At 67.2% G+C, this 13,901-nt stretch carries 13 protein-coding genes; 7 read left to right on the top strand and 6 right to left on the bottom strand.

Annotated elements, in window-relative coordinates; all coding sequences use genetic code 11:
- Nucleotides 1-3 precede the first annotated feature (3 nt).
- From LVJ94_45840 to LVJ94_45830, 3 genes are read left to right on the top strand one after another with little or no spacing between them, the layout of a single operon-like run.
- Nucleotides 4-1,167: a PEGA domain-containing protein gene (locus LVJ94_45840; protein ID WXB04215.1), complete on the top strand. Its 1,164-nt coding sequence runs from the start codon at nt 4-6 to the stop codon at nt 1,165-1,167.
- Nucleotides 1,168-1,175: 8 nt separating this feature from the next.
- Nucleotides 1,176-2,357, top strand: a complete 1,182-nt coding sequence (locus LVJ94_45835; GenBank protein ID WXB04214.1) for a hypothetical protein — start codon at nt 1,176-1,178, stop codon at nt 2,355-2,357.
- 55 nt (nt 2,358-2,412) lie between these two features.
- Nucleotides 2,413-3,561 carry a polysaccharide deacetylase family protein gene (locus LVJ94_45830; GenBank protein ID WXB04213.1) on the top strand — a complete coding sequence of 383 codons (1,149 nt, stop codon included), beginning with the start codon at nt 2,413-2,415 and terminating at the stop codon, nt 3,559-3,561.
- 9 nt (nt 3,562-3,570) lie between these two features.
- On the opposite strand, the gene LVJ94_45825 is transcribed toward LVJ94_45830, so the two are convergent.
- Nucleotides 3,571-4,125, bottom strand: a complete 555-nt coding sequence (locus LVJ94_45825) for a hypothetical protein (protein ID WXB04212.1) — start codon at nt 4,123-4,125, stop codon at nt 3,571-3,573.
- A 77-nt stretch (nt 4,126-4,202) separates the two neighbouring features.
- Here LVJ94_45825 and LVJ94_45820 point away from each other — a divergent pair, with 77 nt between their 5' ends.
- A complete protein-coding gene (locus LVJ94_45820; protein WXB04211.1) occupies nt 4,203-4,592 on the top strand; it encodes a rhodanese-like domain-containing protein in 390 nt (129 codons plus the stop codon).
- Between the two features lie 196 nt (nt 4,593-4,788).
- On the opposite strand, the gene LVJ94_45815 is transcribed toward LVJ94_45820, so the two are convergent.
- Nucleotides 4,789-5,385, bottom strand: a complete 597-nt coding sequence (locus LVJ94_45815; GenBank protein ID WXB04210.1) for a hypothetical protein — start codon at nt 5,383-5,385, stop codon at nt 4,789-4,791.
- A gap of 26 nt (nt 5,386-5,411) precedes the next feature.
- On the opposite strand from LVJ94_45815, the gene LVJ94_45810 reads away from it, so the two are divergent.
- Together LVJ94_45810 and LVJ94_45805 are read left to right on the top strand one after the other, a co-directional pair.
- Nucleotides 5,412-6,146, top strand: a complete 735-nt coding sequence (locus LVJ94_45810) for a glycosyltransferase family 2 protein (GenBank protein ID WXB04209.1) — start codon at nt 5,412-5,414, stop codon at nt 6,144-6,146.
- Between the two features lie 166 nt (nt 6,147-6,312).
- On the top strand, nt 6,313-7,461 hold the full coding sequence (locus LVJ94_45805; GenBank protein WXB04208.1) for a hypothetical protein: 1,149 nt from the start codon (nt 6,313-6,315) through the stop codon (nt 7,459-7,461).
- A 9-nt stretch (nt 7,462-7,470) separates the two neighbouring features.
- On the opposite strand, the gene LVJ94_45800 is transcribed toward LVJ94_45805, so the two are convergent.
- The gene (locus LVJ94_45800; GenBank protein ID WXB04207.1) at nt 7,471-8,502 is read right to left on the bottom strand and encodes a hypothetical protein; all 1,032 of its coding nucleotides are present in this window, start codon (nt 8,500-8,502) and stop codon (nt 7,471-7,473) included.
- Nucleotides 8,499-9,797: an adenylosuccinate lyase gene (gene purB / locus LVJ94_45795; GenBank protein WXB04206.1), complete on the bottom strand. Its 1,299-nt coding sequence runs from the start codon at nt 9,795-9,797 to the stop codon at nt 8,499-8,501. The genes LVJ94_45800 and purB overlap by 4 nt, the downstream gene beginning before the upstream one ends.
- Before the next feature lie 100 nt (nt 9,798-9,897).
- On the opposite strand from purB, the gene LVJ94_45790 reads away from it, so the two are divergent.
- Nucleotides 9,898-10,224 (top strand): RNA-binding protein, encoded by a 327-nt coding sequence (locus LVJ94_45790; protein ID WXB04205.1) that lies wholly within the window; start codon nt 9,898-9,900, stop codon nt 10,222-10,224.
- A gap of 121 nt (nt 10,225-10,345) precedes the next feature.
- Here the strand turns inward: LVJ94_45790 and fadJ are convergent, their stop codons facing one another.
- Nucleotides 10,346-12,541 carry a fatty acid oxidation complex subunit alpha FadJ gene (fadJ, locus tag LVJ94_45785; protein WXB04204.1) on the bottom strand — a complete coding sequence of 732 codons (2,196 nt, stop codon included), beginning with the start codon at nt 12,539-12,541 and terminating at the stop codon, nt 10,346-10,348.
- Nucleotides 12,538-13,860, bottom strand: a complete 1,323-nt coding sequence (fadI, locus tag LVJ94_45780; protein WXB04203.1) for an acetyl-CoA C-acyltransferase FadI — start codon at nt 13,858-13,860, stop codon at nt 12,538-12,540. Before fadI ends, fadJ begins: the two co-directional genes overlap by 4 nt.
- Nucleotides 13,861-13,901: the final 41 nt, after the last annotated feature.

Raw genomic sequence — 13,901 nt, 5'->3', positions numbered from 1 at the left:
GCGATGCAGGCTCTCGCGTTGGCGCTCCTCGTGTTTGCGCAGATCCCCAGTGGAGAGGGAATCGTGCGCGCGCGTGGTTTGGACCAGCAAGGGGTGCGCGCGTTTCGTGAAGGGCGCTTTCGCGATGCGATTCGCTTTTTCACGGCGGCGCGTCGGTTGGGCGGCCCCTCGAGCGAGATTTGGAACATCGCGCGATGCCATCAGCGGCTCGACGAGCCCGAGGATGCCGCGCGCGCCCTCGAGGGCTACCTCGAGCAGACCGATCTCATGCCTTCCGAGCGCGCGGAAGCGACCCGCGAGCTCAATGAGCTGCGACGCCGTCCCTCGCAGATGGCCATCGACTCGGATCCCGCCGGCGCCAGCGTGACCGTCGATGGAAAGCCCGCGGGCTCGCCCACGCCCGTCGGGTTGGACGTCGCGCCGGGCCCGCACCGCGTGCGCGTCGAGCACCCGGGACACCGCGTGTACGAGGCCGACGTGGAGGCGCGCTACGGTCGGGCCATCCTCGTTTCGGCGAAGCTCGTATCGGCCACGAGCCCGGCGGCCTCCGAGGATGCGCCGCCGGCGGACGTGCCGTCCACCATGGCCACGCACGGCCTCGCGCGACGGTTTCTCTTCTCCGTGGAGGTCGGCGCGTTCCTTCCGCGCCTCGGGGACTTGGACGGTCACGTGCGCCCCGGCGGTGCCCTCGAAGCGCGCTACGTGTTCAACCCCGCCTCGCGCGTCCTCGTCACCGGCGGCCTGCGCTTCGTGGCGCTGACCTACGGCGGATCCAAGCCGTCCGCGCTTTGCCAGCAGGCCGACGACGCATCCTCCGTGGAACTGGGCGGCCTCGCCACGGGGGCCTTCGCGGTGCGGGCGCTTCCGCGGCTGCGTGTGGGCGCAGGCGTCGGCCTCGGCGTGGCCGGCCTCGTCGCGGACGCATCGGGCCCCGATGCATCCAAGGCTTCGTGCGCGGGCTCGTATGGGTTGACCGTCCTCGGTCGCGCCGCGATCGAAGGCTCGCTTTCGCTCACGCCGGGTTGGCGGCTTCTCGTCTCGCCGCTGGTCTTCGAAGCGCACCCGGCCTGGAAGGGGGCCCGCGAAAACCCACCGTCCACGGTCGACGCGGGCGGGCTATGGTGGCGGCTCGGCGCCACCCTCGGCTTCGCCTTCGATGCAAAGTGATCTCATCCATGTTTCCTAGCGTCCGGTGGCCCCTTCTCGCGGCCGCCCTGGTTGCCATCTCGGGAAGTGGGGCAGCCTCGGGGGCGGTTCCCGGAAGCGACAAGCCTCTCCCCTCGGCCCAAGGCTGGCACGACGCCGGCTGGCGCGGAGCCCGCGGCATCACCATCGGCCCCATCGAGAACGGCTATCACCCGGGCAAGGGCTACGGCTCCGAGCCGTACGAGCGCACCCTCGCCGAATGCCAGCGCGCCGGTGCCGAGTGGATCGCCATCACACCCTTTGGCCGCACCGCCGATCTTTCGGGCCGCGGCATCGACCCCACCTTCGAGATGCCCTTCGAGGAAAACCGCGCCGCCGTTCGCCGCGGCATCGAGATGGCCCACGAGCGCGGCCTCAAGGTGATGCTCGTTCCGCACATTTGGGTCGAATCCGGCGGATGGCGCGCCGAAATCGATCCCAAGACGGACGCTGGCTGGGACGCGTGGGCGAAAAGCTACGGCGACTTCGTGCGCACCTGGGCCAAGCTCGCCGAGGAAACGGGCGTCGAAATGCTCTCCGCCGGCGTCGAGCTGCGCTCGTGGGTCACCACCGCACGCGCCCCGAGCTTCGGCGCCATCGTGCGCGATCTCCGCCGCATCTACCACGGCACGCTGACGTACTCCGCCAACTGGGACGACGTCGATCGCACCGTCATTTTGGGCGATCTCGACGTCATCGGCATCAACGCCTTCTACCCCCTCGCCCAGCGCGACGGCGACGGGTACGCCGCCCAACTCGAGGGCGCGCGCAAGGTTCGCGACAAGGTGCATGCGCTCGCCGAGACGTGGCACAAGCCGGTGCTCTTCACCGAGATCGGCTACACCACCCGGCCCGATCCCGCCGTCCGTCCATGGGAATGGCCCGACACGATGGCCCACGTGAAGGTCGACGAGGACGCGCAAGCTCTCGCGTACCACGCCCTCCTGGCGCCGCTCCTCGACGAGCCCGATTTTGCGGGGTTCTTCGTCTGGCGCTACTACGCCGATCCCGAGGACGTCTCGCAGGAGGCCGAGTGGGGCTTCTCCCCGCGCGGCAAGGTCGCCGAGCTGGTCATGCGCGATGCCTTCGCCGCGCCCTGGGCTGCCGATCCGGTTCGAGCCGAGCCGTTTGGAACGCGCCACGCCCGCACGCCAGGCGTGTGGGATAAGTAGGTTTTTGTCGGTCTAGAACTTGGCCGGATAGCGATGCGCTACCTAGGATCGACTCGTGACGAGCTTCCGAGGATGGATCCCGCTGCTTGCCCTGGCCGCCGGGACATGGATGGGTCTGGGCCGCCCCGACCTCCCCCGGGTGCGTCGGTATCTTGATGAAAATTCAGATAAAATTGAGCAATTCGAGACCACCGCACGGTCCGCGGCACGCGATGCGACCAAGGTAGCCCGCGAGGCCATCGACCGCGCGGGTCAGCCGCAGCAGCGCCGCGCCTCCGGGCCTGCGCCCTCGCTGCCGCCGGAACCTCCACTGCAGCCGCTGTCGCCGCTCTTCAGCGCCTTGCCCGATCTGCTTCCCTGGCCGAGGCTCAACCCCGACGCGGGACTCAACCGGGCGTGGCTCTTGGCCGAGGGGCCCGATCCGGATCCCCAGGTCGGTGAGCGCCTCGTCACGTTCACCTTCGACGACGGTCCGTCGCCCGCGACCACGCCCGCGATCCTGCGCGTGCTCGAGAAGTACGGCGTCCGCGCGACCTTCTTCTTGATCGGGCGCTACCTCGACGGCGACGACGCGCATGCCGAGGCCGCGCGCGAAGTCGTTCGCCAGATCGTGCGCGCGGGGCACACGGTGGGCAACCACACGCACGACCACGAGCAGCTCACCGCGGTCGCGCATACGCGGGCGCTCGCCCAGATGGACCAAGGCGCCGCGTCGATCGAACGCGTCACCGGACGCCGGCCCGTGTTCTTCCGCCCGCCGTACGGCAGCCTGGATCCGTTCACGCAGCAGGCGATCGCGGAGCGCGCCTGGGAGCTCGTTCTCTGGAGCGTCGAGTCGCAGGACATGCTCGCCAACGATCCCATTCAGCTGGCGGGGAGCCTCGAGGGGCAGCTCGAATACAACGGCGGCGGCATCATCCTGCTGCACGATGTGAAGCCCTCGACGTTGGCCGCACTCCCACGCCTTCTCGCGTGGCTCGATGAGCGCAAGTACGATCCCGCGCACCCCGAGACGCCGGGCTACCGCATCGTGGATCTCGCGGAGTACCTGCGCGCCACGGCCCAGCGCCCGCAGCCCTTTCCCAACCGCGCCGCGCTCGAGGAAGCGCGCAAGGTCGAGTACGTGCGCATGCGCACGGAGGCGAAGCGCCGCGGGGTGCCGATGCGCCCCCTCGTGCAGCGCACGCGCAGCCACTCGGAGTGAGCGGCGACGTCAGTCCGTGTACTTCGTCGGTGCGGCGCTCGGCGTGCGGGCGCGCACGGCGCTCGTCCGAGCCGGCTGCGGCGGGTGGGGACCTGTCGCGTCGGGATCGTTGTCGGCGGTCGTGGCGTCTGCACGGCCGCGTCGGTACACGCTGTAGCCGACCCCGAGGCCCAGCGCCGCGATCACGATGGCGAGCCAGCGCGCCATCTTCTTCATGCTGAAGTCTTCCAAGTCGGCGTTGGACGCCTCTTGGATCTTCTCGTTGACCTTCGCCTTCACGTCCGTGGCCAGGGCCCGAGCCCGGGTGACGGCTCCGTTCTCGAGCGAGGCCTTGGACGCGATGCTGCTCTTCCCAGCGCTCGGTAGGCCGCCGTTCTCCGGCGCGTTAGGCTCTGCCGTCTCACTGTGGAACGTGGTGTTCGACTCGTGTGCCGCTTGATGGCCGACCTTCTTGCCCAACAGCTTGTACGCCACCCCAACGGCGCACAGCACCGCCGCCAAAATCAGCACATACTCCGTAAGAGATGCGCCGCGTTGATCCATGAGCCCGCGGTGCCGCTTCATCCTGACATCATAGCGCGGCATGCCTGAGATTGCTTCCGCGTCTTGCCTTTTCCGAAAAGAGCATGGAAAACATGCACATGCCCGCCGAACCGACCCGCATTTCCCCACAGGAAGCCGCCGAGTATGTCACGCGCGGCTACATCTATCTGGACGTCCGCACCGAGGAGGAATTCGCAGAGGGGCGCCCGGCGCACTCGGTGAACATCCCCTTTGCGGTCTTGAGTGGCGGCAGCATGGCGCCGAACCCCGACTTCGTGGCCGACGTGAGCGCGCGCTACCCCAAGGATGCGAAGCTCGTCGTGGGGTGCAAGTCCGGCGGCCGCTCGCTCCGCGCGGCCCGTGCGCTGCTCGACGCGGGCTTCACCGACGTGGTGGACCAACGCGCCGGCTGGGACGGCGCCCGCGATCCCTTCGGCCAACTGACCGAGCCAGGCTGGTCCCGCACCGGCCTCCCCACGGAACCCTGAGCATTCTCGGCGCTGTAAACGCTGAAGATTTTACAGGAAGACGGGAAGACGGGAAGACGGGAAGACGGGAAGGACTTACGGCACAGAAGGCGCGGAGCGCTTTTTTTGGGGTTCAATGATCTCCCTTAGGCTCACTGAACCTCTAAAAAACCTTCCCGTCTTCCCGTCTTCCTGTGAATCCCCATTCTTCTAGCTTCTAGTGGCGGCGGGCTTCGCCGGCGTCGCCGGCGCGGCCGTAGTCGTCGGCGGCGGAGGTGACCACGGCGAGGTCGCGCGAGGCGCGTTCGCTTTCGGCGATGAGCTCCGGGGTGAAGATGGTGAGGCCCCAGATGCCGTTGTCGCGACGGTGGAAGGGGTAGCGTGTGCCGCGCGCGGTGACGACGCTCGCGCGGTCGCCGTCGATTTCGGTGCGGACCACGCCCGAGAGGTCTTTGCGCAGGCGGGCAATCCAGCCGCGCTGGCGCGCGAGCAAGGCGAAGACGTCGGCCCCGTCGGGCACGTTGGCCTGGGGCTCGTAGGCGGCGAGCATGCGACTGCGCTCGGGCTCGGGGTAGCTGCCGCGGATGCGCGTGCAGGCCTTCGCGCGCATGTCGCGGATGGTGTAGCTCGCCCACTGCGCGTCGGTCTCGAGGTACGGGAACATGTCGGTCAGCCGGTCCTCGGTGACGGCGCGCGCGACGCGCATGTACGCGCCCTCCGGTGTGCGGTCCGAGGGAAACGGACGGTACAAGACCGTGAAGGCGAGAACGCCCACCACCAGCAAAGCCACTCCGAGCGCGACTCGTTTGCGCACGTCCGGGGTGATACTACACGCGACCCATGTTCGCCGATGCCCACGTTGTCGTTGTGGTTCCCGCTTTCGAGGAAGAGGCACGGATCGCGCGTGTCTTGCACACGCTTCCCGGTTGGGTCGACCACGTCGTCGTGGTGGACGACAACAGCCGCGACCGAACCGCCGAGGCCGCAGAGAACGTGGGCGATCCGCGCGTGGTGGTGCTTCGCCATCCCGAGAACCGCGGCGTGGGGGCGGCTATCGTGAGCGGTTACCGGCACGCCCTGACCCAAACCGAGGGCGAGCGCGACGTCCTGGTCGTGATGGCCGGAGACGGCCAAATGGATCCTGCGGATCTGCCCGCCGTGGTGGCCCCCATCGCGCGCGGCGAGGCGGGGTACGTCAAAGGCGAGCGCTTCTCCGCGCCGGACGTGGGCGCGGTGATGCCCAAGGCACGCCGTCTGGGCGGCGCCGTGTTCTCGCGCCTCACCTCGTGGGCCATCGGTTTGCCGATCCACGACAGCCAGTGCGGCTACACCGCGCTTTCGCGCGCCGCCTGCCAGCGGCTCGCGCGGGATGGAGCGCTCGATGCGCTCTGGCCGCGTTACGGCTACCCGAACGATCTGCTCGCGCAACTCGCCGCACGCCGCATCTCCATCGCGGAGGTCCCCGTGCGTCCGATTTATGCCGACGAGGAGAGCAAGCTGCGTTTGTGGCACCTGCCGCGTATCGCCCGCATCATCGCCAAGAGCGCGTGGACGGTGCGCATCGCGCGGTCCTGAGCGCAATTCGGTCCAGTGAAGAATTCGACCGTCAAAGGTCGTTTTCGAATACGTGAATTAAATTTGGGCAGCGAACGCAACTTGGAACTTCGCCGCGCATCCTCTCGCTGGAGGTTACTTCATGCGATTGGCAACGAGAGGGGTTCTTTGCGTACTTGGCCTGGGAATGACGACGCTGTTCGCGGCATCGCCGGCGAAGGCGGACCATGCGCAGGTGGTCGCCGAGCGTCGTGCGCTCAAGCCTGGCGCCGGCTTGCTCGTGGTGGATACCACGATCAACGTGCAGGTTGGCACCGGCTGGGTGCCCGATCCCAAAGGCGGTACGAAAAGGGGCGGATGGCAGCCAACGCGCCTGAAGTTCGAGCTCTGGGGCAAGGCCGACGATGCGGCGGCCATCGTGGTCACGTGGAAGGATGGCGCGAAGACCGTGGGCACCACCCAATGCGCCGTTCCCGAGATCTCCGAAGCGAAACCCGATGGCGCCACCTTCCCGAATTGGCAAGACCAGGGCGAGGTCCTTTGCGACATCAAGGACGGCGCCATCAATTATCCCAAAATCGGAACCTACGATGCCGAAATTGCTTATCGCGCCGCAGGCAAGCCGGATCAATTGCTGCGAAAGATTAATTTTACCGTACGCAATTATGGGTCGAACAATTCGGAATACGCCAACGTCGATTATTACGTCGATCACGATTACAAGTTGATCGAAAATGTCGCCTATTGGGATTGGGACGGTGGTTCACTCCACGTTCGGGCCATCACCAAGCAAGAAGGCGGCGAGTTCAACGATCCCGGCAAACTCCGTTGCACGATGAACGGGCAGCCTTTCGAGAAGGACGGGGACGTGAACTTCGGACAGGATTCGTTTTCGTACAGCGACGGGGCGCGCAACAAGAAGGTGCAGTGGACGCAGCTCGATGGCGGCATTTACGTGGCGCGCGACAGCGGCAAGTGGAAGCCGGGGCGCTATGAATGCCAAATGATCTTCAAGGCCAAGGTGCTGCGCACGTTGCGCTTTCAGCTCGATCCGAAGCTCGCCATCGTGGCCGGGCCCGAGCAAACGCCGCCCCGCCCGGGTGCTTTCACGTCGCGGACGACGTTTCTGACCGACGTGGACATCCCGGCCGGCGTCGATGCGCCGTTCAACCGCGCCGCCATCGAGCGGCAGGCGTTCCTCGGCCGTCCCTGGCTCACGCCGCCGAAGCTCGCCGCGGGTGTCGGCGGTGCCTACACCGAGCCGGTCCCCTTCACGCCGCCCGCACCGTCCGGGGGCGGTGGCAAGGCGGTCGCCAAAAAAGGGAAGAGGAAGTAGCGCGCTCGCTCAGCGAAGCACGAACGGGGGGGTGGCCGCGGCCAGGGCGGTGGGCCAGGTTTGGCAGGCGAACGGGTTTTCGGCGGCGTCGAAATCGCGGCACACGGAGGCCCACGCGTGCTCGATTTTTTCCTGGGTCACGCCCCAAAGACGCGCACAAACGAGCGAGTCGGCGAACGCGTCGTGTTCGGTCGCCCCCGTCGTATCGTCCAAGGTGATGGCCACGTCCTTCGGCGGGGAGGGGCAGCGGCTGCGGGTGTAGGCGACGGATGCGGCGTCCCCGAGCTCGAATGCGCCATTCGCGAGCGCGTGGTACGCGAACATCGCCGAGCCGAGTGGGCGCTCGTTGCCGAGAGCGTCGGTCACCGCCACGCCGGCGTAGGGGCCGCGCGAGAGCAGGTCGGGGCGACCATCGCCGTCGACGTCGCGTTGTGCCTCGATCTTCTTCAACGCGGCGGCCGGCGGATACGGCTTTGCGTCGCCGTCCTTGAAGGTCAGAACGGTGACGGTGTGCTCGGGCGCGCCTTCCTGGACGAAGGCATCGTGAACGCGCAGGATCTCGACCTCGCCATCGCCGTCGTAGTCCGCCAAGGCTTCCAGCGAGAGCTCGTTTTGCTTGGTGGACCCGTCGTAGGACAGCGTCTCCTTCCCGCCCGCGAGGACCTTGGTTCCCGCCGCGTCGCGGCGCACGAGTTCGACGTCGTGTTCCGTGGCGCATTCTTGGATTTCCTGCACGTCGTTGCCCTCGGCGGGCTTGGTGCGGGTGCGCGCGATGCGATAGCCCCACATGACGCCCGTGCGGGTCGTCACGCACCCGAGATCGGGCCGCACGATGTGGCAATCCTTCTTCGCCTGCTGAAGCTTCTCGAGCATGGCCTCATTGGCGTCGCGCAAGGCGGTGCACGCGTCGGCGCCAGCGTCGGTTTCGGCGACGGCGGCACGGGCAGGCGGCGCGGGCGGGCTGCCGATCTTCCAGAAGAAGAAGGTCAGCCCGCCGAGGGCGGCGAGTCCGCCCACGGCGAGGACCCAGGTGCGCGTCATCGCGCGAAGGCGCGTTCGAGAATGGCCGGCACGTGGGCCAGCGCATGCTCCAGATCGAAGCACTCGGTGAGCTTGCCCGCCGGCAGGCGCGCGGTGATATCGGCGTCGGCGGCGAGGTTGTCGTAGAATTTGCCCTCGCCCGACCACGCGCGCATCGCGTTGCGCTGCACGAGCACGTAGGCCTCCTGCCGCGCCATGCCCGAATCGACCAGCGCCAGGAGCACGGCCTCCGAGAAGTAGAGCGAGCCTGCGCGATCCAAATTGCGCTGCAGGTTCTCCGGATACACCACGAGGCCTTCGACCAGGGCCGCGCAGCGGTCCAGCATGTACCCGAGCGTCGCCGTCGCGTCGGGCGCGATCATGCGCTCCACCGAGGAGTGCGAAATGTCGCGCTCGTGCCAGAGGGCGACGTTCTCCAAGGCGGGCGTCACCGCGGCGCGGACGATGCGGGCCAGTCCGCACAGGTTCTCACTCACCACCGGGTTGCGCTTGTGCGGCATCGCGCTCGAGCCTTTCTGGCCCACGGTGAAGGGCTCCTCGGCCTCGCCGACGTCGGAGCGCTGCCAGCTTCGCACGTTGGTGGCGAAGCGCTCGATGCCCGCCGCGAGCAGGGCCAGCGCCGAGAAGAACGCCGCATGGCGATCGCGCGCGACGATCTGCGTGGCCACGGTCTCGGGCTCCAGGCCGAGCGCCCCGAGCGCCTTCTTCTCGATTTCGGGCGAGAGATGCGCGTAGGTGCCGACCGCGCCGGCGATTTTTCCGACCGCGATCTCCTTCTGCGCGGCCCGCAGCCGGCCTACACCTCGTGCAATTTCCGCATAATGTCCGGCGAGCGCCAGGCCAAAGGTGGTGGGCTCGGCAAAAATACCGTGGCTCCGTCCAATCAATGGCGTCTTGGCAAACTCGCGCGCGCGCGTTTCCAATGCGCGCAGAAGGCGTTCGGCGCGCGTGAGCAGGAGTCCCGCCGCATCGCGCAATAGAATGGCGAACGACGAATCGAGCACATCGCTCGACGTCATCCCGCGGTGAAGCCAGCGCGCCTCGATGCCGGCCTTCTCTTCGGCGTGCGTCAGAAACGCGATGACGTCGTGCTTCGTGACCTTTTCAATGGCATCGACGCGCGCGGCATCGAGCACAATTCCTTTGGCGCGCAGGTTGGCCGCCGTGCCGGCCGGCACCGATCCGGCTTCTTCCATGGCGGCGCAGGCGGCCAATTCGACCTCGAGCCAGGTGGAAAGTTTGCGTTCGGGCGACCAGAGCTCCTGGAAATCGGCAGGCGTATAGCGCGGAATCATGTGGGCTCTTATAGTCATTTCCCCGGCCGGGGGGTTCGCAATCGCGCGACGCTTGCAAAGCGCACTGAGCCCCGTACGCTCCTAATTGGGAGTGAGGAGCATGGGGACCAAGGTCTACGTGGGAAACCTTCCTTACACGTGCGACGAGACGCAGCTTCGCGACCTCTTCGCGGGCGACGGCCGCAACGTGGCCGACGTCGCCATCATTCACGATCGCATGACCGGCCAGCCACGGGGCTTCGCCTTCGTCCAAATGGCCTCCGACGACGACGCCAAACGGGCCATCGACGCCCTGCACGGCTTCGTCTTCGGCGGCCGCACCTTGACCGTGAACGAAGCTCGGCCGCGCGACGGCGGCCCAGGCGGCGGCGGAGGCGGCGGAGGACGCGACCGCCGAACGTCGCGGCCGCCTAGAGGAAAGGGGTAGGAGAAGGGGGTTAGGGTTTAGGAAAGAGAAAACCCCCTTCCATAAAGGGGAACGGGCTAGGGCGTAGGGAAGAGAGAAAGGTCTCTTCTCCCCTAAACCCTAACCCCTAAACCCTAAACCCTCAGTAGAAGCGCGCGCCCTTTTTGGCCATCTCGACCAAGAGCGGGGCGGGCTCCCAGCGCTTGCCGAATCGGTCGTAGTAGCCCTGCGTGCGCCGCAGGATCTCCGCCGCACCGATGGTGTCGACGTAGCGGAACGGACCACCGCGGAAGGGCGGGAAGCCCAACCCGAAGATGGCGCCGATGTCGCCGTCGCGGGGCGTGCGCAAGATGCCCTCGCCGTAGCAGCGCAGGGCCTCGTTCACGAATTGGAGCGAGCAGCGCATTTGCAGCTCTTCGGCCAAGACGGGGGCGCCCGTTTTCGGCTCGATGCCCAGCGTGGTGTACACCGAAGGATCGACGGCCTTCTTCTTCCCTTTGGCGTTTTTGCCATAGAGGTAGAAGCCGCGCTCGTTCTTGCGGCCCTTGCGGTCGTCGGCGACGAGCTTCGACATGGTGTCGGGCGGCGTAAAGCGCTCGCCGAAGGCATCCAGCATGATGGGGCCGACGTGCGCGGCCACGTCGATGCCCACTTCGTCGAGCAAGGTGACCGGGCCGACGGGCCATCCCCAATCGACGAGTGCGCGATCCAGCGTCTCGATGGGCACGCCCTCGGAGAGCAAGTACGCCGCCTCGTTCATGTACGGCGCGAGGATTCGGCTCGTGTAGAAGCCCACGCCATCGTTCACCACGATGACGGTCTTGCCCTGCTTTTTCCCGAGCGCCACGGCGCTGGCCACCACCTGGGGTGACGTGGCCTTGGTGCGGATCACCTCGAGCAGCGGCATCTTGTGCACGGGGCTGAAGTAGTGCATCCCCACCACGGTGTGCGGCCGCTTGGAGGCTTCCGCGATTTTGCCGATGGGGATGGACGAGGTGTTCGATGCGAAGATCGTGTCCTCTTTGGTCACCGCCTCGACCTCGCGCAGGATGCGGTGCTTGAGCGCCAGGTCCTCGAAGACGGCCTCGATGACGATGCCGGCATCGCGCAAGCCGCTGTAGTCGGTGGTGGCCGTGAGGCGCGCGAAGAGCTGGTCGCGCTCCTCGCGCGAGAGCTGACGCTTTTTCACGCGCTCATCGAGGATGCCGCGTACATATTGCAGTCCGCGCCCGATGCCCTCGTCGTCCTTGTCCTTGAGGCGAACGTGCACGCCGGCGTTGAGGGACACGTAGGCGATGCCGCCGCCCATGAGGCCACCGCCCAGCATGCCGATTTTGCTCGGGACTTGGCCTTTGACCTGCGGATCGTCGACGCCGCTGTCCTTCTTCAGCGCCGTGGTGGCGAAGAAGATGTCCTCCAGGCGGTGCGCCGTCTCGCTCACCACGAGCTCGCCGAAGACGCGCGCCTCGAGCTCCGCGGCGGCGTCGAAGCCTTTGTCGCCGTAGCGCTCGAGCACGTCGAGGATGCGCTCCGTGGCGGGGTAGTGGCCGCGCGTCTTCTTGCGCGTGGCCTCGCGCGCCTTGCGGAACAGCAGCGCGCGCCCGGCGGGGTTCTTCTCCAGCGCGAGCTGCGTGAGGTGCGGGCCGTCGAATTTGAAGCCCGGGCGTGCGCGCGGTTTTCCCTCGGCGAGCTCTTTCGCCACCTTCACGGCGACCTCGAGGAGGATGGACGCCGGGGCCACCTCGTCGACGAGGCCGAGCTTCTTCGCCTTGGCGGCGCGCGTATTTTTCCCGGTGAGGCCCAGGTCGAGTGCCACTTGGAGGCCCGCGCGCTCGGCGACGCGCATGAGGCCATTGGCTCCGGGCAGAAGGCCGAGCTGCACCTCCGGAAGGCCGAACAGCGTCTTCTTGTCGTCGCTGGCCACGATGGCGTGGCATGCCAGTGCGAGCTCGAAACCGCCGCCCAGCGCCTGCCCGTGCACGGCGGCGACGAATGGCTTCTTCGAGGCCTTGATGGCGCGGAACGACAGCGCCCCCTCGCGCGAAAGGCGCTCGGCGTCGGCCGCCAAGGTGATCGACTTGAGCATGTCGATGTTCGCGCCGACCACGAAGTCCTTCTTGCCGCTGGTGAGGACCGCGGCGGTGACGTTCGCGTCTTGCGTGACGAGATCGAACGCCGCCTTCAGCTCCGTGCCGAAGCGCTCGGTGAGCGTGTTCACCGACTCGCCCGGCGCATCGAGCGTGATCACCGCGATGCCGTCCGGCCGCACCTCGATGCCCACGATGGACGCCGAGCTATCCTGCGGCGTTTGCGTCGCTGCCAACGTTTGCGTGCTCATTCGCCCACCTCCAACACGACCGCGGCGCCGAGCCCACCGGCGGCGCATGCCGTCGCGAGACCGAATTGTTTGCCGCGCCGTTTCAGTTCGTGGAGCACCGTCGTGACCATGCGCGCCCCGGTGGCCGCAAACGGGTGGCCGATGGAAATCGACCCGCCGTGCACGTTGAACTTCGCGTCGTCGATTTCGCCGATGGCCTCGTTCCGTCCGAGTTTCTCCTCGGCGAACTTCTTCGAGGCGAAGGCCTGGGTGTTGCACAGGATCTGCGCGGCGAAGGCCTCGTGCATGTCCACGAGGTCCATGTCCGCGAGCGTGAGCCCCGCGCGGTCGAGCGCAAGGGGCGTCGCATAGCTCGGGCCCATGAGCATCCAATCGCCGGGATCGAGCGCGGCGTAGGCCCAAGAGCGCAGGTAACCCAGCGGGCGGTAGCCGAGGGCCTTGGCCTTTTGCTCGGTCATGACCAGAAGCGCGCTGGCCCCATCAGTGAGCGGCGAGGAATTGCCCGCGGTGATGCTCCCGAATTTGCGATCGAAGGCCGGCTTCAATTTGCCGTAGCCCTCGAGGCTCGACTCCTCGCGCACCGTGTTGTCGCGTGCGATGGGCTTGTCGTAGCGCGGCCCCGGAACGACGTGCATCACCTCTTGGTCGAAGAGCCCATCGCTCCACGCCTTGGCGGCGCGCGAGTGGCTGCGGTGCGCGAATTCGTCCTGCGCCTCGCGCGAGATGTGCGCCTCCTTGGCCATTTTTTCCGCGCTCTCGCCCATGGTGAGGCCCGTGGTCGGCTCCTTCAGCGAGGGCGGCACGGGGAGGAAGTCGCGCGCGGAGAGCTTGCGGAAGGCGCTCAGCTTTTCGCCGAACGACTTCGCCTTGTTGGCGTTCATGAGCGCCTCGGCGAGCTTCTTGGAGACGGTGATGGGCACGTCGCTCGCGCTGTCGGCGCCGCCGGTGATGGCCACGTCGTGCTGGCCGGCGAGCATCGATTCGGCGGCGCTGGTGAGCGATTGGAACGACGTCGCACACGCGCGGCTGACCGAGAAGGCCTGGATGTCTTTGGGCATGGCCGTGCCCAGCACGATTTCGCGCGCGATGTTGGGCGCGGCGATGGACGGCAGCACCTGGCCGTAGACGCAGAGGCCCACTTCCTTGGGGGACAGCTCAGAGCGTGCGAGCAGCTCCGCCACGACGATTTTTCCGAGGTCGAGTGCGCTCAGATCGCGGTAGGCGGTCTGCGATTTTGCGAACGGGGTTCGCAGCCCTGCGACGATGGCGATGCGCTCGCTACGGGCCTTGCCATTTCCGTTTCCGTTGCCGGTGGCCATGACGTCTCCTTAGTGAATGACGATTCAGTCACCAAGGTGGA

The organism is Sorangiineae bacterium MSr11367 (assembly GCA_037157805.1).
GTDB lineage: Bacteria > Myxococcota_A > Polyangia > Polyangiales > Polyangiaceae > Pendulispora > Pendulispora rubella.
This window is presented reverse-complemented; position numbering and strand designations above follow the sequence as displayed.

Coding starts and splice junctions, on each gene's coding strand:
- LVJ94_45840 (WXB04215.1), top strand. CDS start 4: ATGCAGGCTCTCGCGTTGGCGCTCCTCGTGTTTGCGCAGATCCCCAGT.
- LVJ94_45835 (WXB04214.1), top strand. CDS start 1,176: ATGTTTCCTAGCGTCCGGTGGCCCCTTCTCGCGGCCGCCCTGGTTGCC.
- LVJ94_45825 (WXB04212.1), bottom strand. CDS start 4,125: ATGAAGCGGCACCGCGGGCTCATGGATCAACGCGGCGCATCTCTTACG.
- LVJ94_45820 (WXB04211.1), top strand. CDS start 4,203: ATGCCCGCCGAACCGACCCGCATTTCCCCACAGGAAGCCGCCGAGTAT.
- LVJ94_45810 (WXB04209.1), top strand. CDS start 5,412: ATGTTCGCCGATGCCCACGTTGTCGTTGTGGTTCCCGCTTTCGAGGAA.
- LVJ94_45805 (WXB04208.1), top strand. CDS start 6,313: ATGACGACGCTGTTCGCGGCATCGCCGGCGAAGGCGGACCATGCGCAG.
- LVJ94_45800 (WXB04207.1), bottom strand. CDS start 8,502: ATGACGCGCACCTGGGTCCTCGCCGTGGGCGGACTCGCCGCCCTCGGC.
- purB (WXB04206.1), bottom strand. CDS start 9,797: ATGATTCCGCGCTATACGCCTGCCGATTTCCAGGAGCTCTGGTCGCCC.
- LVJ94_45790 (WXB04205.1), top strand. CDS start 9,898: ATGGGGACCAAGGTCTACGTGGGAAACCTTCCTTACACGTGCGACGAG.
- fadJ (WXB04204.1), bottom strand. CDS start 12,541: ATGAGCACGCAAACGTTGGCAGCGACGCAAACGCCGCAGGATAGCTCG.
- fadI (WXB04203.1), bottom strand. CDS start 13,860: ATGGCCACCGGCAACGGAAACGGAAATGGCAAGGCCCGTAGCGAGCGC.